General features: G+C 37.1%; 25 protein-coding genes. 10 read left to right on the top strand and 15 right to left on the bottom strand.

The window, feature by feature from the left end:
- The 8 genes from BMX10_RS13745 to BMX10_RS13780 all read left to right on the top strand — a co-directional run.
- Positions 1–270, top strand: a 270-nt coding sequence (locus tag BMX10_RS13745; RefSeq protein ID WP_170834828.1) for an ATP-binding protein, incomplete at its 5' end; no start/stop codon positions are given.
- A 60-nt stretch (positions 271–330) separates the two neighbouring features.
- A complete protein-coding gene (locus BMX10_RS13750) occupies positions 331–807 on the top strand; it encodes a YoqH family protein (protein ID WP_090445442.1) in 477 nt (158 codons plus the stop codon).
- A gap of 339 nt (positions 808–1146) precedes the next feature.
- Positions 1147–1506 carry a YcbK family protein gene (locus tag BMX10_RS13755; protein ID WP_090445445.1) on the top strand — a complete coding sequence of 120 codons (360 nt, stop codon included), beginning with the start codon at positions 1147–1149 and terminating at the stop codon, positions 1504–1506.
- Between the two features lie 30 nt (positions 1507–1536).
- Entirely contained in the window at positions 1537–1863 is a 327-nt protein-coding gene (locus tag BMX10_RS13760) for a hypothetical protein (RefSeq protein WP_090445448.1), read from the top strand.
- A gap of 20 nt (positions 1864–1883) precedes the next feature.
- Entirely contained in the window at positions 1884–2108 is a 225-nt protein-coding gene (locus BMX10_RS13765; RefSeq protein WP_090445451.1) for a DUF1659 domain-containing protein, read from the top strand.
- Positions 2109–2149: 41 nt separating this feature from the next.
- Complete coding sequence (locus BMX10_RS13770) at positions 2150–2371, top strand: DUF2922 domain-containing protein (protein WP_090445454.1); 222 nt, start codon at positions 2150–2152, stop codon at positions 2369–2371.
- A gap of 197 nt (positions 2372–2568) precedes the next feature.
- Positions 2569–2844, top strand: a complete 276-nt coding sequence (locus BMX10_RS13775; protein WP_090445457.1) for a hypothetical protein — start codon at positions 2569–2571, stop codon at positions 2842–2844.
- Entirely contained in the window at positions 2844–3173 is a 330-nt protein-coding gene (locus tag BMX10_RS13780) for a hypothetical protein (RefSeq protein ID WP_090445460.1), read from the top strand. The genes BMX10_RS13775 and BMX10_RS13780 overlap by 1 nt, the downstream gene beginning before the upstream one ends.
- Positions 3174–3194: 21 nt before the next feature.
- On the opposite strand, the gene BMX10_RS18080 is transcribed toward BMX10_RS13780, so the two are convergent.
- The 6 genes from BMX10_RS18080 to BMX10_RS13805 all read right to left on the bottom strand — a co-directional run bounded on the left by BMX10_RS18080 (position 3195) and on the right by BMX10_RS13805 (position 10285).
- Positions 3195–3356, bottom strand: coding sequence for a hypothetical protein (locus BMX10_RS18080; protein WP_170834829.1), 162 nt, complete (start codon positions 3354–3356; stop codon positions 3195–3197).
- Positions 3357–3707: 351 nt separating this feature from the next.
- Entirely contained in the window at positions 3708–5150 is a 1443-nt protein-coding gene (locus BMX10_RS13785; protein WP_090445463.1) for a WG repeat-containing protein, read from the bottom strand.
- A 121-nt stretch (positions 5151–5271) separates the two neighbouring features.
- Entirely contained in the window at positions 5272–5817 is a 546-nt protein-coding gene (locus tag BMX10_RS13790) for a putative signal transducing protein (RefSeq protein WP_090445466.1), read from the bottom strand.
- Between the two features lie 313 nt (positions 5818–6130).
- Positions 6131–6925: a pyrroline-5-carboxylate reductase gene (gene proC, locus BMX10_RS13795; protein ID WP_090445469.1), complete on the bottom strand. Its 795-nt coding sequence runs from the start codon at positions 6923–6925 to the stop codon at positions 6131–6133.
- A gap of 62 nt (positions 6926–6987) precedes the next feature.
- Positions 6988–9366 (bottom strand): trans-4-hydroxy-L-proline dehydratase, encoded by a 2379-nt coding sequence (hypD, locus tag BMX10_RS13800; protein WP_090445475.1) that lies wholly within the window; start codon positions 9364–9366, stop codon positions 6988–6990.
- A 4-nt stretch (positions 9367–9370) separates the two neighbouring features.
- Positions 9371–10285 (bottom strand): glycyl-radical enzyme activating protein, encoded by a 915-nt coding sequence (locus tag BMX10_RS13805; protein ID WP_090445479.1) that lies wholly within the window; start codon positions 10283–10285, stop codon positions 9371–9373.
- A 377-nt stretch (positions 10286–10662) separates the two neighbouring features.
- Here BMX10_RS13805 and BMX10_RS13810 point away from each other — a divergent pair, with 377 nt between their 5' ends.
- Positions 10663–11310, top strand: a complete 648-nt coding sequence (locus BMX10_RS13810; protein WP_330387929.1) for a helix-turn-helix domain-containing protein — start codon at positions 10663–10665, stop codon at positions 11308–11310.
- 96 nt (positions 11311–11406) lie between these two features.
- Here the strand turns inward: BMX10_RS13810 and BMX10_RS13815 are convergent, their stop codons facing one another.
- Entirely contained in the window at positions 11407–12207 is an 801-nt protein-coding gene (locus BMX10_RS13815) for a 2-oxo acid dehydrogenase subunit E2 (RefSeq protein ID WP_090445482.1), read from the bottom strand.
- Between the two features lie 236 nt (positions 12208–12443).
- On the opposite strand from BMX10_RS13815, the gene BMX10_RS13820 reads away from it, so the two are divergent.
- The gene (locus BMX10_RS13820) at positions 12444–13067 is read left to right on the top strand and encodes an SOS response-associated peptidase (RefSeq protein WP_090445485.1); all 624 of its coding nucleotides are present in this window, start codon (positions 12444–12446) and stop codon (positions 13065–13067) included.
- A 168-nt stretch (positions 13068–13235) separates the two neighbouring features.
- On the opposite strand, the gene BMX10_RS13825 is transcribed toward BMX10_RS13820, so the two are convergent.
- The 8 genes from BMX10_RS13825 to BMX10_RS13860 all read right to left on the bottom strand — a co-directional run bounded on the left by BMX10_RS13825 (position 13236) and on the right by BMX10_RS13860 (position 22062).
- Entirely contained in the window at positions 13236–15029 is a 1794-nt protein-coding gene (locus BMX10_RS13825) for an ASKHA domain-containing protein (RefSeq protein ID WP_090445488.1), read from the bottom strand.
- A complete protein-coding gene (locus BMX10_RS13830) occupies positions 15022–16053 on the bottom strand; it encodes a methylcobamide:CoM methyltransferase MtbA (protein ID WP_090445491.1) in 1032 nt (343 codons plus the stop codon). Before BMX10_RS13830 ends, BMX10_RS13825 begins: the two co-directional genes overlap by 8 nt.
- A gap of 16 nt (positions 16054–16069) precedes the next feature.
- On the bottom strand, positions 16070–16726 hold the full coding sequence (locus BMX10_RS13835; RefSeq protein ID WP_090445494.1) for a corrinoid protein: 657 nt from the start codon (positions 16724–16726) through the stop codon (positions 16070–16072).
- 321 nt (positions 16727–17047) lie between these two features.
- The gene (locus tag BMX10_RS13840) at positions 17048–17917 is read right to left on the bottom strand and encodes a uroporphyrinogen decarboxylase family protein (protein WP_090445497.1); all 870 of its coding nucleotides are present in this window, start codon (positions 17915–17917) and stop codon (positions 17048–17050) included.
- Positions 17918–17994: 77 nt separating this feature from the next.
- Complete coding sequence (locus tag BMX10_RS13845) at positions 17995–19059, bottom strand: uroporphyrinogen decarboxylase family protein (RefSeq protein WP_090445501.1); 1065 nt, start codon at positions 19057–19059, stop codon at positions 17995–17997.
- 282 nt (positions 19060–19341) lie between these two features.
- Complete coding sequence (locus BMX10_RS13850; protein WP_090445504.1) at positions 19342–20412, bottom strand: ABC transporter substrate-binding protein; 1071 nt, start codon at positions 20410–20412, stop codon at positions 19342–19344.
- 30 nt (positions 20413–20442) lie between these two features.
- Positions 20443–21222: an ABC transporter permease gene (locus BMX10_RS13855; RefSeq protein WP_208976150.1), complete on the bottom strand. Its 780-nt coding sequence runs from the start codon at positions 21220–21222 to the stop codon at positions 20443–20445.
- Positions 21223–21231: 9 nt separating this feature from the next.
- Positions 21232–22062, bottom strand: a complete 831-nt coding sequence (locus BMX10_RS13860) for an ABC transporter ATP-binding protein (protein ID WP_244272727.1) — start codon at positions 22060–22062, stop codon at positions 21232–21234.
- Between the last annotated feature and the right edge of the window lie 29 nt (positions 22063–22091).

Raw genomic sequence — 22091 nt, forward strand, 5'->3', positions numbered from 1 at the left:
ATTGATGAAATAGGCTATCTGCCTATTGATAAACAGGGAGCTAATCTGCTATTCCAATTAATCAATAGGCGATATGAAAAAAACTCTACCATCATTACTACTAATCAACCCTTTAGTAAATGGGGGGAAGTTTTTTCAGATATTACACTTGCTAATGCCATATTAGATAGGCTGATCCATCATTCAAGTATTATTAAAATAACAGGACCTTCTTATAGATTAAAAGGAAAAGTTGAGTTACTTGAAGTTAGGAAAAATAATAACCACTAATTATAATAATTGTACATTTTGAGATTATAAATTTTGTGCATTTCGGGATTGACATTTACAATGCTTAGGGTAAGATTAGAAACACTTATAGCAAGTAACTCCCATATTCTCAACCCTAATATCATCTATCCTGGGGATGTCCTTTGTGTCCCCGGCCTTATCCATTACCCCTGTTCTATAGTTCTAAGACCTGTGGTTGCTGTGCCTTTTGGAACAGGCGGAGTAGCCTATGTGAACTTTGCTCCTAGAGGTGGGCAGGCGGTGAGTTTTATGGCTACATTGCCACAGCCGTCAGTATTTGGTGATTTCGATATCTACCTAGGTGAAATTTATGTTTTAGATATTGGTGGGTTTGGTACTCAATTGTTCCCAACCTCCGAAAACCCACCAACCTGGTCAGCACGAGTAGAACTTCCTACTGTTGTATCGATTCCGCCAAACTCACAGGTAGTAATAAGACCTTCTAATTCATTAACCGGGATATCTAGCGGGGTTATTTTGCAAGCTATTATCCACAGTGGAAGTTGTCATTTGTAAAGATATTTGACCCACAATTATAAATAAAATCTAATTGATAGATTCTCTGGACAAGAAAAGACAACTCTCTTGTCCTAACTTTAATACTATCAAGAGAACAAACTTATTTTCTTCCCTTTTATCCATTCGCCACCTCATAAGCCTTAATCATCTTCCTTTCTCTTTGTCTCTACCTTTTTTAAAAGCCCCTATTTTCACCCCCTTTGAACATACGTTCTGTTTTGTTTATAAAATTTTTATGAGTTTTTCCAATGCTTTCCTTGCCCTCTTTACTCCCCCTTCACTGAATATTTGAAATTCATTCTGTATAATGAAAAAAACTTAGGAAGGAGGTCTATCATGAATAGAATTCAGATCGCTAAAAACTTTCAGCTGTGGGAGTTTCAATGTAGAGGCGGTACCCAGCTGGTGAAGCTGGATCATCGATTGCTAAAAAAGCTGCAGCAGCTTCGGGATCGGGTGGGAGGCCCGGTGAATCTCACCTCTGGCTATCGTACCCTAGAGCATAATCGTCAGGTGGGGGGAAGCCCTAATAGTCAGCATATGCTAGGGAGAGCTGCAGACATTAAGGTGCCGGGATATTCCCCAGAGGCCATTGGCCAGATGGCAGAGGAATTAGGCTTTACTGGAATTGGTATCTACCCCACCTTTACCCATGTGGATGTTCGAACTACAGCACCATCCCGCTGGCGGGGATAGGGATGAATTTTTAAGAAAGGAGAAGAAGTAATGCCCACTACCAAACTGATTGCAAAGATTAAAAAGATTGATATTAGCAACAAGGTGTTCTCTGATAATTGGAACCAATCCATCAGCATCATTCTCAGTGATATTGAGCTGAATGATGAAAACCTAGTGGCTGTTCGAAAGTTCAGACCCAATGAAGAGATTTATGTAGCCTTTGAATCTCTACAGTTATCCATGATGGACCCGCTAGAGAAGGATGTATCAGAGGTATTAGAGGAGGAAGAGGTTCCTCAAGAGGATTTGTTTGTTATGGATTATGACCAAGAGCTACTGGAAGGTGACAAAGTAGTGAAAAAGTTTGAATTATAATTTTGAAAGGAGGTGAAAATATGCCGGTAACAAAATTCAACGAAAGTAAATATGCTTCAGTTCGATTTATTACTGAAACAGATCTCAATGGAAATCACAAATATTCTACCAGAAGAGTTGCAAACATGAAGCCAACAGCCACACTGACAGCTATGTATAATACTGCCGCTTCTGTGATAGGATTAAGTAAATTCCAAGCAGAAACTGTTGTTGGAACTGAACAGTACCAAATCGTAGAATCCTAGAAGCATCATGCAGTAAAAATTTATAGAAGGGAGGTAAAAGCGTGAACAGACGATTAAGATTGCTTTTCAAAACCACAGAAGGCAGGACAGTGGCATTAAATATCGCTGATCCAAAGGATAACCTTGAGGTCAGTGAAGTGCAACAAGCCATGCAAATTATCCTAGATGAAAACGCAGTGCAGACAAGCTATGGGGAACTGGATGAGATTCATTCGGCTTATATCATTGAAACAACTACTGATACCCTAATTGAAGCTGTATAGTGTAGTCTTACTGAACCTGATGTTATTAAGGTAAATGTCATCCTGAACGCAGCGAAGGGTCTATTTTATTAAGCTTTACAAAGATCCTTCACGTTGTTCAGGATGACGAATCCCAATACCTCTTACTATGATGAACTATAAGAAAATCAACAAGAAAATTTGGCAGAGTCAATAAAGAAAGGAAGGTGAAAAAAAATATGAAAACCAAAACCCCTATCACAAAAGGAATCGCAATGATTTTATGTATGATTACTGTAATTCTCTCATGGAATATTTATATATCCTACAAATCCTCTTATTTTGCTGAGGATGCTTTAGAAAAATCTATTGTCTACATGGTTATCTTGCTTTTATCTTTTGTTAGCTTGTCCACCCTACAAAACTTTGTTTATAGGATAGAGTCAAATAAAAGCTTTAAAGCTAAAAAGCCCAAGACCATTTCTCCCTTAGTCTCTAAAGAGGGTGCAAAGTAATGCTAAATCTACTGGAGGATGTCACCCTCTTTGCTTACATTTATCTCTTTTGTTTTTTAGGAGCCTATTCTAAGGATGTGGTGGATACTTTTTTAGAAAAGATCTCTGAGGTGCTGATCTTGAAGGTGCTAACTTCTTCCTTGGCTGTAGCCATACTGCTATATGGCGCCTCAGGGTATCTTTTAAATAAACTGTCCTATCGACCCTTTACAGCTGTATGTTATACCCTTGGATTGATTAGCTTTGAGGTGGTGGTGCGGTATAGTAGTATGCAGGAGATCTTTGAGGTGATGGAGGAGTATAAAAGGTTTAACAGATTAAAAAAATAGATAAAGTTGCTGTAAACTAATTTACTTTTCCTCCAATTCTTCTAGTTTTAAATATATTTTCTGCAAAATAAACAAAGCAGGACTTAAAAAACCTACAATTCCTAATACACCCCCTAGATTATGAGCGCTTCCTATAAGCATACCTATATAGCCTGTCATTAAAGAAATAATTATTAAGAACATATTGTCACCCCTAAAATTGATTAGTCATTATTATATTTTTTCCATATTGACACCAAATAACTGATATTATTAAAATTTCCTTCATATTCATCTGTTGCGCTTTAGAAAGATGATGTGCCATTAATCAGGCGGTCAAAGACCGCCCCTACAATATACGATACCACACAACAGATAGGGGCACCACGCACCATGTAGGAGCGACCTGCGGTCGCCCGAATATGTAATATATTACGCATGATCCATCAGGAACGACATAGAAGGCGTTCCCTATAACAACGGTGAATAATGATTTTGCTATACATTTTTCATCTGTGATGCCCGAAGAAATAATGTAAAATCAAACATAATTACCTACAATATTTTTTTCCCAGTCCTATCTATATACCCCCACTTCCCATTTATCTTTACTGGCGACAGTCCATTACTAAATCCTTTAGCTTCATCATACTGAGGCTTAATCACCCACTGATTCTCCTCATTCACAAAGCCCCATTGGTTGTTGACTTTGACAGCAGCTAAACCTTCCTGAAATAGTCCGACTGCATCGTATTGAGGTTGAATAATGATTTTACCCCTTATATCCATATATCCATATTGCTCCTGTGTTTTAATCCTAAGATAGTTTGGTGAAGTAAATGCATCGATTACGTCAAACTGTGGCTCTATCAGGATGTTGCCTTTACTATCGATTAATCCATACTTTTCATCTAGTTTTATCATGCCTAATTCATAATTAAAAGGCTTTATTTCATCAAACTGCGGCTCTAACACAACATCCCCCTTTATATCCACTAGACCCCATTTATTGTCACTGTAATTTGGCATCATCGTAAATAAATCATTATAAAAGACCTCTAGTGCATCATATTGCGGTTCTATGTGGAATTCTCCCTTATTATTGATATAGCCCCACTTATCACCTAATTGTACTCTTGCACCATTCCTTGTAAAATTTGAGCCGCTAGTGAATATTGGCTCTATCACCATTTCTCCTGTTTGATTTATGTACCCTACTTTGGAGCCGTCTGACCTCTCGACCCCTACCATTGCTAATCCCTCTGAAAAATAAATTGCCCCATGAAATTTTGGCTCTGTCAAAAAGTTTTCTTCCTTGTCTATGTAAGTCCATTTGTCCCCCATAGCTACAGCTGCAAAGCCTTCTACAAAGCTAAAAGCATTATCGTACTTAGGCTCAATTACCCAGCCTCCTAGTTTATCTATGTACCCCCATTTACCATGGATCTTTACAGCAGCCAAGCCTTCACGGAATCCATAAATTTCCTGATATTGTGGCTCTATAATAACTTCCCCGTTTCTATCGATAAAGCCCCATTGTTCATTCTTTTTAATTTTAGCTAGTGCTTCTGTGAAATATAAGTCCCCATCATCATATTTAGGTTCAACAATGATGCTGCCATCTTGATGAATATAACCATACTTGCCATCTCTTTTTACTCGAATAAGTGCATCCGGCAGAAAGGAGCCAATTTCTTCATAAGCTAATTCTAGGATTATTTGTCCTTCTTCATCAACAAGTCCATAATATCCATCTTTTTTTACTTTAATATATTTCTCAGAAAAGTAATAAATATCTTCAAATTCTGGACTTAGTATGATTTCTCCCTCTTTATTAATAGATCCATATAACCCATCCATTTTAACAATAGCTATACCTTCATCAAAAAAAATAGATGCATCTTCATAGATGTATTCATCTATGGATGCTCTATAGACTATCCCTATCAAAACAAACATCCCTATTACCAGCATTAGTTTGCCATATTTTGATTTCATCACTATTCCACCTTTTGTTTACATTACTAAATATTTTTTATGCTTCCCATTGTTTATCTGATCCGTTGTAAAAAGATGATGCGTCATATGCAAAACCGATGGTCGGCATGGAAACCGACCCCTACATGCTGATAATCCCATGTTGTAGGGGCGAGAAGAGATTTATCAGCATTGTTATTAGGCCATAGATTAACCAGATAAATCCTGGCATGAAAAATAATAGTATAATCCACACTCGCATTAGTCTTTTCTTTTTATATTCTTTTTCTGCCTTCTTGATAGCTTCCTCATCGTCACTAGTTTTGTCATTTGTCAATAGTGCAACTTCACCCTCTGATACATCTAAGGAAATAATTTCCTTTGCCTCTTCAAGTAATTTTGAAGGAACATATATATCTATACCTAAACTCGTCATCCCCATATAAATATTTAAATATCCACCAATTTCTCTATGCTTTTTTAAAACCGGAATTCCACTATCATTTAACTTGGCTTCAATGATATCAGCATGTATATGATCAGTAACTGAAGTCAACAGTACCTCAGTATCAAATACAATAGCTTCTTTCTCATGTTTTTCTAGCTCTTCAATTAGATCAATTTTGCAATCATTGCATTTTTCAAATCCGTCTCTGTACTCCAGCTTGCATTTTGGACACCAAGGCATATCCAAACCTCCTAAATGATTTTGTAGATTACTGATGTAATTTATATACACATAGCTCAGTCTATATAATAATTATACATTTTTTCCCACCTTTTGTTAACTGATTTCTACTACCATACTTAAAGGCATCACCAGGATACTAGCACTGTCAATGCTGTGGTTCATCCATGCAAGTAAATAACTCAAGTCTACCCCCTCTCCCTTCTTCAGAACTGCCGGTGGAACTGTGGGTTTTCTGTTGCAAAAAGAAAAGGAAGTAGTCATCTACTCCCTTTTCTTTAAACCTTTTTTATATAACTTCAAAGCACGCTTGCTACATATCTTTACAGCGTTTTGCACATGAATCCATAGCTTGAATTACAGCACTGCGGAAGCCTCGATCTTCAAGGGTTTTAACTGCTTCTATCGTTGTTCCTGCTGGGGAACAAACCATATCTTTTAGCTCTGCTGGATGAAGCTTGGTTTCAAGGACCATCTTGGCACTGCCTAGAACAGACTGTGCAGCAAAGATACGGGCTTGAGCTCTATCCATTCCTTGTAATACAGCACCATCAGCTAAGGCTTCAATGAACATAAATACATAAGCTGGAGAACTGCCACTCACAGCAACAACAGCATCCATCACGTATTCTGGCACCATCTCTACACGACCAAATCCTTCTAGTATTCCTTTGACTTCCTTCATCTCTTTTTCAGCTACAAGATCATTGGCACACATAGCTGTCATTCCTTCCCCTACCATTGCTGGGGTATTGGGCATGGTTCTTACAATCTTTACTTTTTTTCCAAATTGATTTTCTAAATCCTCTAGGGTTTTTCCTGGTGCAATGGTGATAATAATTGTATCTTCCTTTATGATTGGTGCAATCTCTTTTATAACAACATCATAAAATTGTGGCTTTATAGATAGTACAATCAGCTCACTATTCACTGCAACTTCCTTATTATCCATGGTAATATGTATACCTAAGTTTTCTTTAGTTTTTTCCAGGCTAGGTTTATATCCATCAGAAGCTATTATTTCATCAGCAGGGATCAAGTTCCCTGCAATAATGCCTCCCATCATAGCCTGAGCCATATTACCACAACCAATGAATCCTAGTTTCATAAATCCAACCTTCTTCCTGTAGTCACTACCTAGTCTTAGTCAAGCTCAAATACCTTGCCTTCTTATCCTTCAAAAGATTGTTCTGTACGTCCTATAATCTCATCTTGAAGAACTTTGCTTAGATTCCTGAAGTGATCACTGTATCCAGCAACACGAACGATTAAGTCTTTGTATTGATCTGGGTTCTTTTGAGCCTTAATCAATGTTTCTCTATCGATAACATTAAACTGGATATGATGTCCATCCATATTGAAATATGTGCGCACTAAGCTTGCCATATTATCTAATCCTTCTTCTCCTTTCACTACTGACGGAGTGAATTTTTGATTTAATAAAGTACCCCCTGTGTTTAAATGGTCCATTTTTGATGCTGAACGAATTACTGCAGAAGGTCCTAATGTATCTGCTCCTTTTTCAGGTGATATTCCTTCAGAAAGGGGCTTATGGGCTAAACGACCATTAGGACTAGCCAGCATGACTTCTCCAAAATAAACGTGACAGGTGGTTGGAAGCATATTGATACGATATTCTCCACCCTTCATATTAGGACGTCCATTAACAATGCCTTTATATGCATTGAACACTTGTTGCATAATTCCATCTGCATAGTCATCGTCATTACCATATTTAGGTGTTTTGTTTCTTACTAAATGAGCAATAAGGTCCTGTCCTTCAAAATTCTCTTTTAATGCTTCCATTAGCTCCTTCATGGTGAATCTCTTCTGATCATATACATTATATTTTATAGCTGTTAGGGAGTCCGTTAAGGTTCCAATACCTACCCCTTGTAAATAGTTGGTATTATAGCGAGCGCCTCCTGCGTTATAGTCTTTGCCTTTTGATATACAATCGTTGGTAATAATTGATAGGAAAGGTGCTGGCATATATTTTGCATATATCGTCTCTATAACATTTGAACCCTTCATCTTAATATCTACAAAATGCTCTATTTGTTTTCTATAGGCTTCAAAAAGCTCCTCATAGCTTTTGAAGTCCTCTGCATAACCTAGCTTTAATCCCAATTGTTTTTTACCAACAGGATCATAGCCATTGTGGAGAGTTATTTCTAATATTTTTGGCAGGTTGAAATATCCTGTTAAGATATAGGCTTCATTTCCAAAAGCACCTGTCTCAACACAGCCGCTGGTTCCTCCCAGGCGAGCATCTTCTATGGTTTTTCCTGCATTTAACAGCTCTTGGATGATGGCCTCTGTGTTATAGAAAGCCGGTTGGCCCCATCCTTTTCTAGATATTTCACAGGCTCTTTTTAGAAAATGCTGAGGGGTTTTACGGCTGATTTGAACATTAGAGCTAGGCTGTAATAGCTTCATCTCATCCATACAGTCTAAGATTAAATAGCTTACTTCATTTACTCCATCCTGCCCATCAGCAGTAATACCGCCAGTATTTATATTTGCAAAGTCTGTATAGGTACTGCTTTCCTTTAATGTAATACCTACCTTTGGCGGTGCCGGTTGGTTATTAAATTTAACCCATAGACATTGCAGCAACTCCAATGCTTTTTCATCATCTAAGTTTCCTTCAGCTACCTCTTTTTTGTAGAAAGGATATAAATGCTGGTCTAATCTGCCAGGACTAAATGCATCCCAAGGGTTAAGCTCAGTAGTAACACCTAAATGCACAAACCAGTACATCTGAATAGCCTGCCAGTATGTTTCTGGTTTATTAGCGGGAACTACATCACAGTTCTTGGCTATTTGTAAAAGCTCTTCTTTTCTAACTGGGTCAGCTTCCTTTGCTGCCATCTCTCTTGCTAAAGCTGCATATCTTTCTCCTAAAATAATAATTGCATCACATGCAATGTCCATAGCCTTTAATTGTTCATGTTTGCTAAGAGCCTCTGGGTCATTTGAAAAATCTAATGCTTCTATGTGCTTTTTAATTTTTTCTTTATAATCTTTAAATCCATTTTCATAGATAGCTGTAGATCCTACAGTATGTCCTGGACCTCTTTGCTCCATAAACTCTGTGAAAAGCCCAGCCTCATAGCAGCCTCTCCACTCATCAGTCATAGCATTTATTATACGACTGCGAATTGAACGATCTTTCCAATAGGGTATTATTTTTTCTTCCTGCAATTTAATATCTTCTTCATTTACTTTAAAGCTGATTAACTCTCTGTCATTCATAACCTGCATATCTTTTATTGTATGACAGCATAGTTCTGGAAAAGTTGGAGACTTTTGGGGCCCATCCCCTTTTTCTCCTACAATTAACTCTCCACCGTTTATACATAGGGCATAGTTCTCCATAAAATGCTTAAATGCCAACGCCCGCATTTCTGGAATGGACACAGTGCCGTCATACTTCATATAAGCATCTGTTATTAAGTCAGCACGCTCCATATAAATCCTTGGTTCAGTTGTAACACTTTGTTGACGTAGATTTTTTACCCTTTCATTCATACCTCTAAGTTCCATGTCATCAGCCCCCTATCTTTATATTTTGAAACCCTTTTTCTATAAAAATTTTTTTGACTTCTTCCATTTTGCTTTCCTCAGGAACACCCATTGCTTCATGATCATAAGAGAGTCCTAATCGTTGGTATTTTATTGATCCTGCACTGTGATAAGGTAATAGGTTGATACTTTGTACTTTAATTTTATTTGCTAATAGCCATTCAGCTACCTTTAGCATTTCTTCTAAGTCATCATTGAATTTCCCTATGATGGGAATTCTAATATGAATATGAGAAGAAAGCTTATTAATTTCTATTAGATTATCTAGTATTACATCTAACCCTTCACCTATAAATTCTCTATGCTTATCTTCATCTAAGGTTTTCATATCATATAAAAAAGAATCTATATAGGGTGCCAGCCTTCTAAAGGATTCCTTTGGAGCAAATCCACAAGTATCCATGGTAACATGAATTCCTATCTTTTTTAGTTTCTTACATAATTCCAAAAGGAACTCTATAGGCTGAGACATAGCCTCTCCACCAGAAAGAGTAACTCCCCCTCCAGATTCTTCATATAAGATCATATCCCTTTTTGCTATATTCACTAGCTCATCTGTTGTGTAGTATTTTCCTGCCATCTCCAATGCATTGTAGGCACAATAATCTATGCATTTCCCACAGGCCTTACATTTTTCTCTATCCAGCACAATCTGACCTTCTGACTCCCTTACTGCATTGTTTGGGCATGCCATGATGCAAGCTCCGCATTTTTTACATCTTTCCTCATAACCCAGCACTTGCATTGCATAGCTTTGACTTTCAGGATTATGACACCATCTGCAATAAAGTCCACATCCTTTGAAAAATATAGTGGTTCTAATTCCTTCCCCATCATGTAATGAAAATCGCTGAGCATTAAAGACCAGTGCTTGCTTCATATTAAAGCACAACCTTTCTTAGGCTTTTTGTTCTCCTGTTGTCATTTTAATCATTTGCACTTCTATGTATAGTTTTTATCCTTCCATAGATCATATTGTTAATAATTAGTCAATCTAAAGCATTTTCGCTCCTCTTAATTACATTATAGATGCTTATTGTGAAATAGTCAATCTGTTATATTGAGTTTTGTGAATTTTAGTGTAATATATTTCACATATATGAATTTATTATAGATTTTTTTGATATAATGAATCTATCTGTTATTATTTTTATGCTGATGTTCTTAGGTTATTTCATGTATGGTATAATATAATCACATTACATACGTGAAATAAGTATTTATTAAACACTGATGTTTCAGTTAAGGAGGGTTCTAATGCTGAAAATTAAAACACAAATAGGTGCAAAAGCAAAGCAGCTTCGTCAAGAAAAAAAAATAACACTTAAAGAGTTAAGTGAAAAAACCAACTTATCCGTAGGATATTTATCCCAATTTGAGCGTGGTATCAATACAATCGCTATAGATACCTTGGCAAAGATTGCAGAGGTCTATAATGTAGGCTTAAGCTATTTCTTTCCTAATAAGCTTGAAGAAAACTCTGTCGTATTAAAAAGTCATGAACAAGAAATCTTAGATGTTATTGGAGAAAACTACATCGTCACATCTCTCTCCACTAACAATGCTCATGTACTCTATCCAAGGTTAATTAAAATTTTGCCTACTTTGAAAACTACTGAAGTGCTGCAAACTTATCCTCATCAGGGAGAAGAATTTGTATATGTTCTTGAAGGTATACTAACCCTGCTTTATAAGGATAAAAAGCATTACCTGTATCCTGGAGACTCTGCCCATTATTCTTCAAGTATTCCCCATAATTGGACCAATAGTACCAATAAAAATGTACAAATACTGTGTATATCTATTCCAAATCCATTTAATGAAAACAATCCTCATATTACAGAAAATGACGATCATCTAAGTTTAAGTGAAGAGAATAGACTGAAGGATATGGAGGATAAGTAAAACTACCTGCTTTACGCGGGTAGTTTGTTTTTTTCATACCAATAGTAGGGGCGATCTGTGGTCGCCTGATTCCTGCACATTTTTCATCTAAGATGCTTATAATCCAAACCCATTTTCAATCATTTTCGTAAGCTTGGACAAAGCTCTAACCGCTGGAGCACCATCGATGATATCATGGTCAACCAATGCTGTTATATGGATATATTCTCGTATTTCAATTTTATCCCCTATGACACCTGGTTTTTTAATAATGGAACCAACCGCAAAGCATAGTGGGTGAACACTTACTGGTACCACCCAACCCCTGATTTTCCCTACCATGCCAATAGATGTTATCATCACAGTTCCCATATTTTTCTTTACTAAAAAAGGATTCCTAAGAATATGCTTCCATATCAAACTCCTTATAAATCCCGGCATAGCATAATATATTTTCATCAAAAGATCATTCTTTTTCTCCCCTAATATGTAATTTCCTTCATCCTCCACCGCCTGATTCTGTGCTGCTCTTACTTCGCTGCTAATATCAGAAATGCTTTTTTCATTTACCTTTCGAATAACATAGGGTAATGGCACCTTCATTCCTTCAATCTCTTTTTCTATCATAATTGATATATCAATGTCATCAAAAATGACTGTTTTACTCTTTCCTTTTCTTATTCCATGAATTTCTTTAAATTCTTCCACTGCACAGCCAATACATTTAATGAGCCATGAGTTAAAGGAAATTTTTTGAGATAGTTTCCTTTTTTCTAAAATTTTCTTCCGTGCTTCTGTAACATCTAGTTCTATCAATGCTTTTATGTGATGTTTTTTTAAGCCGATTGCACCAATATCAATAGTCGCTATTCTACTTGTTGGAAATGCTTCTATTTTATATCCCCCATCACTTTTCACATTTTTACCTCCTAAACCTTGCTTGGCTTTTTATGCTATGATTACTTTTCTTGAGTCACAACTATATAAATCAATTATACATTTTTTCCCACCCTTTGGTAACTTATTTCTAGGAGACGTCCATGGGGTCGTGCTTCAATGATTTACATATATAGATGCAACGATTCTAAACCATTATTTTTTCCAATAATTATGCTATACTATGTAGTAATAAAAGTTATAGAGAAGGTGAAAGAATGTGTGGAAGATTTTTATTAACAGTTGATTTAGCTGAAATCGTCAAAAGATTTGGATTGAGACCAGTTAATATTGTTTTTGAACCAAAAGCTGAGATATTTCCTTCAGAATCCGTACCTATTCTTATAGAGGGGGAAGAAAAAAAATTGCAGCTAATGAAGTGGGGATTTAAGCCTGCTTTTACGGATAAGCTTTTAATTAATGCCAGAAGTGAAACGGTAGATGAAAAGCCAACCTTCAAAACCCCTTTTTTAACAAAAAGATGCATTATCCCAGCCAATGGTTTTTTTGAATGGAAAAAGATAAACAATGAAAATGTAAAGCATAAAATTACTCTGAAAAGCGGAGGTATTTTTGGTTTTGCAGGCTTATATAATACTTTTAGAGACAAGTATAATAACCCCTATGAAGCCTTTACCATCTTAACCACCGCTCCCAATGAACAGATGAAAAATCTGCACCACAGAATGCCAGTGATTTTGGAAAAGTCAGCTGAAAAGCTTTGGCTTGATCCCAAGTTACAGGATATTGGTTTACTTAAAGGCTTTTTAAAGCCTTTTCATGAAGAGCTTTCTATAGAATCCCTAGATGCTGGTGATGTGCAATTGACCTTTCCTTTATAAGTAGCACCGAAATACAGAGGAATTTCATCTCCATATAAAGCAGCATTAGGTCCTAGAAACCTTCTGGAGGTTATGTTGGCTATGAAAACTTCATAACTATATATTCTTCTCCAGTGAAGACACAAAAAATGGGTGACATTGCCACCCATTTATCTTGTAAGTTACACCTTAATTAGAAAACAAAAGACATCGTGTAAACAGTCTTTCATAGCCTTCCGATGCCCCCAGTTCCATATAGCCCATTTGTTTTGCTAGTTCTTCAATTTCTTTCTTTACCTCGGTTGACATCAGGGCCATATATGCTCCTGTTTTAGAGGAGTTTCCTACATATACCAGCTTGTCTTCAACCTCTTGTGGTAGGATACCTATTCCCACTAGGCTTTCAGCAGGCAAATGAGCACCAAATTGTCCTGCTATCATCACTTGATGGAGTTGATTCATTTGGATATTTGCCTGTTTTAGTAATGCATAAAATCCAGAAAGAATTGCACCCTTTGCTAATTGTACTTGTCTAACATCCCCTTGTGTAATCAAAAGCTCTCCAGGACTCTTTTTTAGGACAAATTCTCGTTTTATTCCGTCTAATTGGAGCATATCATAACGATAATCAGATTCCTCTAATTTTTCTTTTTTTATGAAGCCTCCATCTTTTTTCACCAGCCCTATACGAAGCAACTCTTTTACAGCCGCCAGTATCCCACTGCCACAGATTCCTATTGGCTCTAGATTTCCTATCACTTTAAGTTCAATCCCATCATCACTAATCTTCACATCTTCGATTGCACCCTCTGCAGCCCTCATACCTGAACTTATATTCATTCCCTCTAGGGCTGGTCCTGCTGCACAGGAGCAGGATAATAACCTGCCATCGCTGGATAAAACAATCTCTCCATTGGTTCCAATATCTATAAATAAATGATTTCCCTCTTTTTTGTGCAATTGACAAACATATGCCCCTGCTACGATATCAGCACCAATATAGGCTGAAACTGATGGAAGACAATACAATCTTGTAGCTGCAGCTGCTTTTATGCCTATATCCATAGCTGATATGTTTTTTGCTTTTACAAATGCTGGTGCATATGGAGATTTTCCGATGGATGTTGCATCTATTCCTAACAAAAAATGCATCATTGTACAATTTGCTGCAACGACGATCTCGTAAATATTATTTCTATCTATTTTTGCTTTACTACATAGCTCTCCTATCATTTGGTTGATGGCATTTACAATTGCATGTTGCAGTTTTTCTTTAGCATCCTTAGGATTCTCTAACCCATAAGTGATTCTAGTCAGTACATCAAGACCATATCTTTTTTGAGGATTGATGATGGAGGCTGTGGCTAATTCTTCACCGGTTTTCATATTAACTAATGCCGCTACCACTGTTGTGGTTCCGATATCAATGGCCATTCCATAGAGAGTATCTGTGGTATCACCTGCCTCAATCCCAATTAGCTCTTCACCATGAAAAACTCCAGTGATTTGTCCATAGGTGACTTCATTCTTTTGCAATAGCTGCCAATCAAGTTCTTCTATGCCTAACGCATTACACAGAGCATCCTCAAATGCTTTTTGGTTCTCTAAGGTGGGTTTCTCTATTTCATAGATCTCTTTGCTTATGGCAGGATGAAAATCGAATTCTGGTATATATCCCTTTGTAAGAATTTCGTGTTTTCTTTCTTTTTGTAGGATTTCAATTGTAATATCTTCTTGTGGTACCACAAGACAGGATAATCTTATGCCTGAAGAAATTTCTTCTTTCTTTAAAAGCCTCTCTTCTGTTGCTGAGATAGCTGGGAGATTTCCTTCTAGAAGTCTAATCTTGCATTTTCCACAAAGACCTTTACCATTGCAGGGATTATCCACAAAAATATCATTTTCTAATAGTAGCTGTAGTAGATCTCTATCTGGTATATATTCAATAGCTTCCTTTTTGTTTTTAATGAAAATCTTAGGCATCGATGACTGCATCTCCTTTTGTTAAGGATTCTATCATTGATTTCACATTTTTTAATGAAGACTTCATTCCCAGTCCACAGGCTGGAGATATGATGTTGACTCCATCCTTTACACATTTTTGGGTTAGTTCAGCAATTTTCTGTGGCTCTCCAAATTCAATTGCATAGGTACTAACATTTCCCATTAGTAATCTATCCGACAGGTTTTCTCTTGCTTCCTTCATACTGACAATAGAATCAAAGCTCAGCACATTGGCTCTGATTTTATTTGCCTCTGGATAGACTTTCTTCATGCCTCCGCATATATGCACAATTGTACCTATATTCTCTTGGTGTACAGCATCAATAATTCTATTGATATATTTTACAGCAAATTCTTCGAATAGCTTTGGCCCTAAGATTTCACCTGTGCCGCTTGGGTCAGAAATAGCAATGATATCCGCTCCTGCTTCTATTTGCTTTTTTGCAAATAGTATCAGTTCTTCTGTAACAAAATTCATAAACTCATGGGCAGCGGTGTTGCTTTTTCTTAACTCTTTATAAAACACAACAGGTTCCATAATAGAGCTTGCGGTACTAATAGGTCCCGTGAGATTGCCTATGATAGGTACATCACTACCCTTAGCTTTTAACAATTTTATAGCATCTATCACTGTTTTTCCTCTTCCTTGCTGAAACTGGATCTTTGGTATCTTTTCCCATTCCTTCACAGAATCTATGATATATTCAACAACATGAGGCTCATAGATATTTGTCCCCATATCAACCTTTGCTCCAAAATCCTCTGCCTCAATGGTCATGCAAAAAGGTACACCATAGTTTTCGAAACAGCCTTTTTCATAGACTGCAGCTGCTAAATCCGCCATCATTTCTGCATTCATATGGGCCTCTGGAAATTTTATGCCCACTTCTTCTATTAGCTCTGTTGTCACCATGTTCATCATGCCACCGGGACAAATACAGGGTGGTCGATCAACGGTCTCTCTGTTGAAGACCTTATTTAGTCGTTCTATCGGCGATAACATATGTTTTCACCTCTTTCTAGGCTATATCCAATAGGTTTTTTACTAATTTCACTGCCTCAACTGCATTAGGTGAATAACCATCTGCACCAATGGTATCGGCATATTTCTTTGAAATGGGTCCTCCACCGATGACTACCTTCACCTGCTCTCGTATACCGGCTTCCCTTAGCAGCTCCACCACAGTCTTCATACCACCCATAGTTGTTGTCATCAAGGTTGACATACATACAAAGGATGCATTCTCTTCTTTTGCTTTATCAACAAAGCTCTGTAAAGGAACATCTCTTCCTAAATCAACCATATCAAAGCCTGCTGTCTCCAGCATGATTTTCACTAAATTTTTGCCTATGTCATGGGTATCACCTTCTACAACACCTATAATCCCCTTTGGTTTTACTTTTTCAGCTTCACTTGCAGGAAGATGGGGTCTCAGTACTGATAAACCTTCGTACATTGCGTCTGAGCATAATAATACATCTGTAACAAAATACTCTTCCTCTTCATATAATTGACTTGCGCGGTTCATACCATCCACAAGTCCCTCCATGATAGCATCAAATGCCGGATACCCTGCTTCCAGATATTCATTGACTACTTCTATTACATCTTCTTCCTCCATATTTACTACTCCATCTGACAGCCTTTTGATTAATTCTTCTTTTGATACTGACATTCTTTTGCCTCCATTCTATATACCACAATAATTTTATATTTTAAAGGAATTTTTTTGGATCTAATGGCCATTTTTCATATTTTCTAGAAGAAACCCTAAATAGTGTTTCTTTTCTTTATGAGTCACTTCTAGCACTAATTTAGACATAGAAGAAACAGCTGCATAGCCAATAGCCCATCCATGGGTTTTCCTGTCACGAGAGACGTCAAGCCTTCATTTGGTGTCATTTGATCATCTTTATGCATCTAAAAGCCTCCCTTTATAGGCCCATTATTATTGCAAATGTCAGCTTTTTATTAAGCTTCATTTTATATACTTCATTTATAACAAAGTCACTGTTTTAATTACACCATTTTTCAAGAAAAATCCTTTGTTCTTTATACACATCTCTCCCACAAATTTTGCTTCACCAGCTACTTCTACACAGGCTTCAACATATTTTATAGGCCTCCCTAGGTCAACATCCTTCCACCTAGCTTTATCCGTTCCCAATAATGCAAATGTAGTTTTAGGACAAAGCAAAAGAATCGTTTTATCATCCAGTATTTTCTCAATTCTTTTAAACAGTGGATACGTGAAGATTTCTACAACCTCTTCTGCAAGCTTTGGTCCTAAAATGTTTAAGCCTCCAGTAGAATCTCCATAGCTGATGATATTAACACCTACTTTTTGGGTTTCCTCAACAAATCGCAATGTTTCCTCCTGCAATTTGTCAAAGATAGCCTTCATAGCCTCTGGACTTTTTTTAAATATCCTAAAAATATGCCGGGGATCAGCTAAAACATTCATAATGGTAAAGGGACCTGAAATATATAATGCAACATTTTCTCCTTCATCCCTAAGATACCTACAGGCTTTTAAAACTTCTGCTATACGACCTTTTGAATAGTCGATTTCAGGTAAGCTTAATAGTTCTTCTGCAGTTGTGCAAATATATCCCTTTCCTCTTGGTCCAATCTTCTCATCACCATAATTAATACTTCCACCTAGGGCTTCACCTTCAAGGGTATGACAAAATGGCAGTTCGCAAAAGACTGCCTTATCATGCTTTTTTATGGCTATGGCTAGCTGAGCCATGCTTTGCCAATTTTTATAGGCTTCTGGAAATTTCAAACCGGTATTTTTTATGACTTCCTTACTAATGCTTGTAGAATTGTCATAGCTGCACTGAAAGTCAATGATTTTTTTCATTTTAACTCCTCCGAATTATTTTCTTCATCCATCAGATTTGTTTTATCATTTTTTCCTGTTGCAAAAGGGGCTTGGATTTACTCATACTTTCCAAAATCTCTACAAGCCTTCACCATAGCATGTAGATTGATAGGTGGAGTAAGAGATGGTAGAACACAATCTGGGGCTAAAATAAAGCCTCCTGGTATATATTTCATTTTTTCTATTGTTTCCTTACATGCTCTATATACTTCATTGGCTGACCCTATTTGCATCAAGGTTGTGTGGATATTTCCACCTATGATATACTCCTCTCCTAATGCTTCTGCAGTTTTTAGCATATCCATCTCATGCCCTAGGGTAAATATAGTCCTAGGCATCAGCTTAATGGATTGTTGCCAATGAATCAAATTTCTCGTGTGGTCACCACATAAATGAATTGTCCATTTTTTAATGCCCATCTCTATTAGCTTTTCATGGATTTCTATCACATAAGGCAGACTGTATTTCTCAAACATTTTGGGAGACATCATTGCAAAACACTCCATAGGATAGGTTGCAAGAGCTGAACAGTTTTCTCCACCAAATTCATTTGTATATACCTTGGCAATTTCTATAATATAATCAGTAGCTAAACGCAGGAGTCTATGTACTAGGCTAGGTTCTTTACGTAACCACTTTAACAATGTTTCAGCGCCTATTATGCTTACCACTATCCCCATAGGTGACCCACCCCATACGGAAACTGGAAATCCTTTTTCCCTACTGAGTCTAGCAAACACCAAGGATCTACTCATAGCTGGAGCTGTACTAGGATTAGGTACTTCCAGCTTCTCCACATCCTTCGTAGAGGTAACAGCTTTTTTTACCATTCTTGGAAGGCTTATTCTTGGTGATGTAGGTATTTCAAGAATACCACCAAAATCCCATCCTCCCCAGTCTGGTATATTATAGGATGGCCCAGCATCATACCCATGAAGATCACGGGCCCAAAGCTGTGCTTCCATTGCTTTTTCAGGCTCTAGAAAGTACTCTTTTGCACTGATATTTGAGATATATGCTGTATATAAGCTAGCTAATGGAATGATAGGCACTCTGTCTAATCCTTCCCTTGTAACTAGCCTTTTCATTCTTTCAGCAGAGGATAATTCTTTTATTATCATAAAACACCTGGCTTTTGAAGCATACTGTGTCCTCCTTGGTATTGGTATGCTTTTCACTTTTTATCAAGTGGTAGCTTTACAGGATTTTTTCCCAGCATAAATATATTTTCTTATATTCATAAGAAATCCCTTTTGTTTTGCCACAAACCAGGCTATTCACCACCTTTTCTATTAAATTTTTGCTATTTTTACTCACCTTTTCAGATGTGTATGTTTTTCTTATGAAAAAACGCCGTCTCTTAGGGTTTCCAAACGGCGTTTTATTCGCTTATAATGATTTATTTATTTGCCTAACTTAGCCCAAGCATTATCTAAAAAGGACTCATCATATACCTTTTCTGCTGGAATATCTTTAGAAATAACCCCAGCCATTTTACTCAATTTTAATGCCGCTTGATAGCCTGTTTCCGTATGCTTTCCATCTATAGAAAAAATGTCATAATCCTTATTAGCTTGAATGCTTACTAAAAGCTCCTCTTCTCGATCTTGGAAAAGTGGTAATAATGCTTCAACAATTTCTTCAGTAGAGCTTTCATTTTGCCATTGAATAGCTTTAGCTACAGCTGTCACTACACTTTGTACTGTTTCTGGATTTTCCTCTATATATTTATCAGTAGCAAACATGATGTACATTTGATAATCTTCAGAACCCATAATTTCTTTAAAAGCTTTAGGGTTTCGACCATCCACCAGCATAACACCACCATTTTCTAATAGCATTTCTGTTTGGTAGCCTGTTAGTCCAGCACAGGCTGCTATATCTCCATTGCTCATAGCTGCTACATAGCCAGGTGCACTTACCATAGGCACCTCAATATCTTGTTCTGGATCTAAACCAGCGTTTGCTACAGCGGCTTTTACCCAGCTTGTTGGAGAACCGCTAGGTGTTGAGCCAGCAACTACTTGACCCTTTAAAGATTCTATGGTTGTAAATTCTGGTCCTTGACCAATAAAGGTGAATGGAAACCTTTGGGTTGTAGAAACCAAGATTTTAACATCCTGACCTGCTTCAGTAACCATCATTGGCATATCCACTCCTCTTAAGCCAAAGTCAGCTTCACCAGCCAAAACCGGTGCTCCTGGATCACCACCAGTAATGGTTTGAAAATCTGCTTCAATACCTTCCTCAGCAAAAAATCCTAGAGTTTGAGCTAAGTAAATAGGTGCCCATAAATCTGAACGAATGGGTTCTGTGATAACTACCTTCTGCAGTTCATTGCTTTCTACAGTCTGAGAATCCTCTACATTTCCATCCACTGCTGTCTCTTCATTGCTATTGCCACAGCCTGTTAAAAAAACTAAGCTGAAAGCAATTAATAATGGTAATAATAAAAGTAATCCTTTTCTCTTCATTGTTATTCGCTCCTTTAACTTTAGATTAATTTAGTTAATTGATGGTCTCCAACGCAGGGTTTTCTTTTCAAAAAATTTAATTAAATAATCTATGGCTGCCATAAAAGCAGTTAATAAAAAAATACAGGACAAAACTCTTGTTGTATTATAGGTACCTCCAGCATCCATAATCATCCATCCAAGCCCTCTACTGGAGCCTATGTACTCTCCTATTATGGCCCCCACAATTGCCATGCCTACCCCAGTCCGTAGGCTGACGATAAGCCACGGCATACATGATGGCCAGATTACCTTTGATAGTATTTGAAACCTGTTTCCCCCCATCATTTTAATGGTATTAATGAGGGATATATCTACATTGTGATAGCCCGCATGGACATTAAAGAAGAATGGAAAAAAAACCATCAGGGCAGACATAAAGATCTTTGACTGAATACCAATACCAAACCATATAATAAGCAGTGGACCTAATGCTAATTTGGGTAATCCATTTAATCCTACCATGATGGGAAATAAGATATTGCTGAGTTTTTCATTCATACCCAGCATAATCGCTGCTATTGTTCCCAATAATCCCCCAAAGAAAAGGCCATATCCCGCCTGTTTTACAGTAATGCCAAAGTGCCTCATGATATCTCCATTTTGCTGCATTCTAACTATATCTTTAAAAATCAAACTAGGACTGCTGAAGAAAAATGAATTTACTTTTCCTGTTAAAACAGACACCTCCCATATTACTAGAAAAATCAGTACTACAGCTATAGACCAAACAAAATCCATAGTTCTTAACTTAAAATATTTGATTGTCATACACCCCCCTTATCCTTCCCTTTTTACCTCTTCCTTCAAATCATTCCATATCATTTTCTCCAGTTCAATAAATTTAGAATTAAAACGAATATCCATAACTGATCTTGGCCTTGTCAATGGTATATCGTAATCAGATTTTATAATAGAAGGTCTAGCTGTCATAATCACTACTCTATCAGCCAGGGTAATAGCCTCTGAAAGATCATGAGTAACATATACTACAGTCTTTTTGTTTTCCTGCCACAGTTTCAATATATCCTCCTGCAGCATTTCCTTAGTAAAGCAGTCTAAAGGCCCAAAGGGTTCATCCATAAATAAGATTTCAGGGTCAACTGCTAGGGTTCGAATAAGGGTTACCCTTTTTCTCATTCCCCCGGAAAGCTCAAACGGATAACTATTTTCAAAGCCGGAAAGTCCTACTCGATCAATTAATCTTTGGGCTATTTCATACCGCTCTTCCTTCGATACATCTTTGATTTCCAGTCCTAGTGCTACATTGTCAATAACATTTCTCCATGGCAATAAGGTATCAGCTTGAGACATATACCCGATTCGATCATTAACACCCTTCACTGGTATATCATCCAGCAGCACTTGACCCTGATTGGGTTTTATTAGTCCCGACATAATGTTTAACAGTGTGCTTTTCCCACAGCCACTGGGACCTACAAGTGCGACAAATCCTTGCTCCTCAATATTTAAAGATACATTGCTAAGGGCTTTTGTCATGTCGCCATTTTGAGATTTAAAGGTATGGTTAATATTTTTAACAGAAAGCTTTATCTTTTTCTTCTTGCTTTTCAATTCCTTTACATTACTTCTTTCTTCTACTTTATGCACTGCTTCCAAATCTTCACCTCCCTAATAAA

The organism is Natronincola peptidivorans (genome assembly GCF_900111615.1).
GTDB classification, from domain to species: domain Bacteria; phylum Bacillota; class Clostridia; order Peptostreptococcales; family Natronincolaceae; genus Natronincola_A; species Natronincola_A peptidivorans.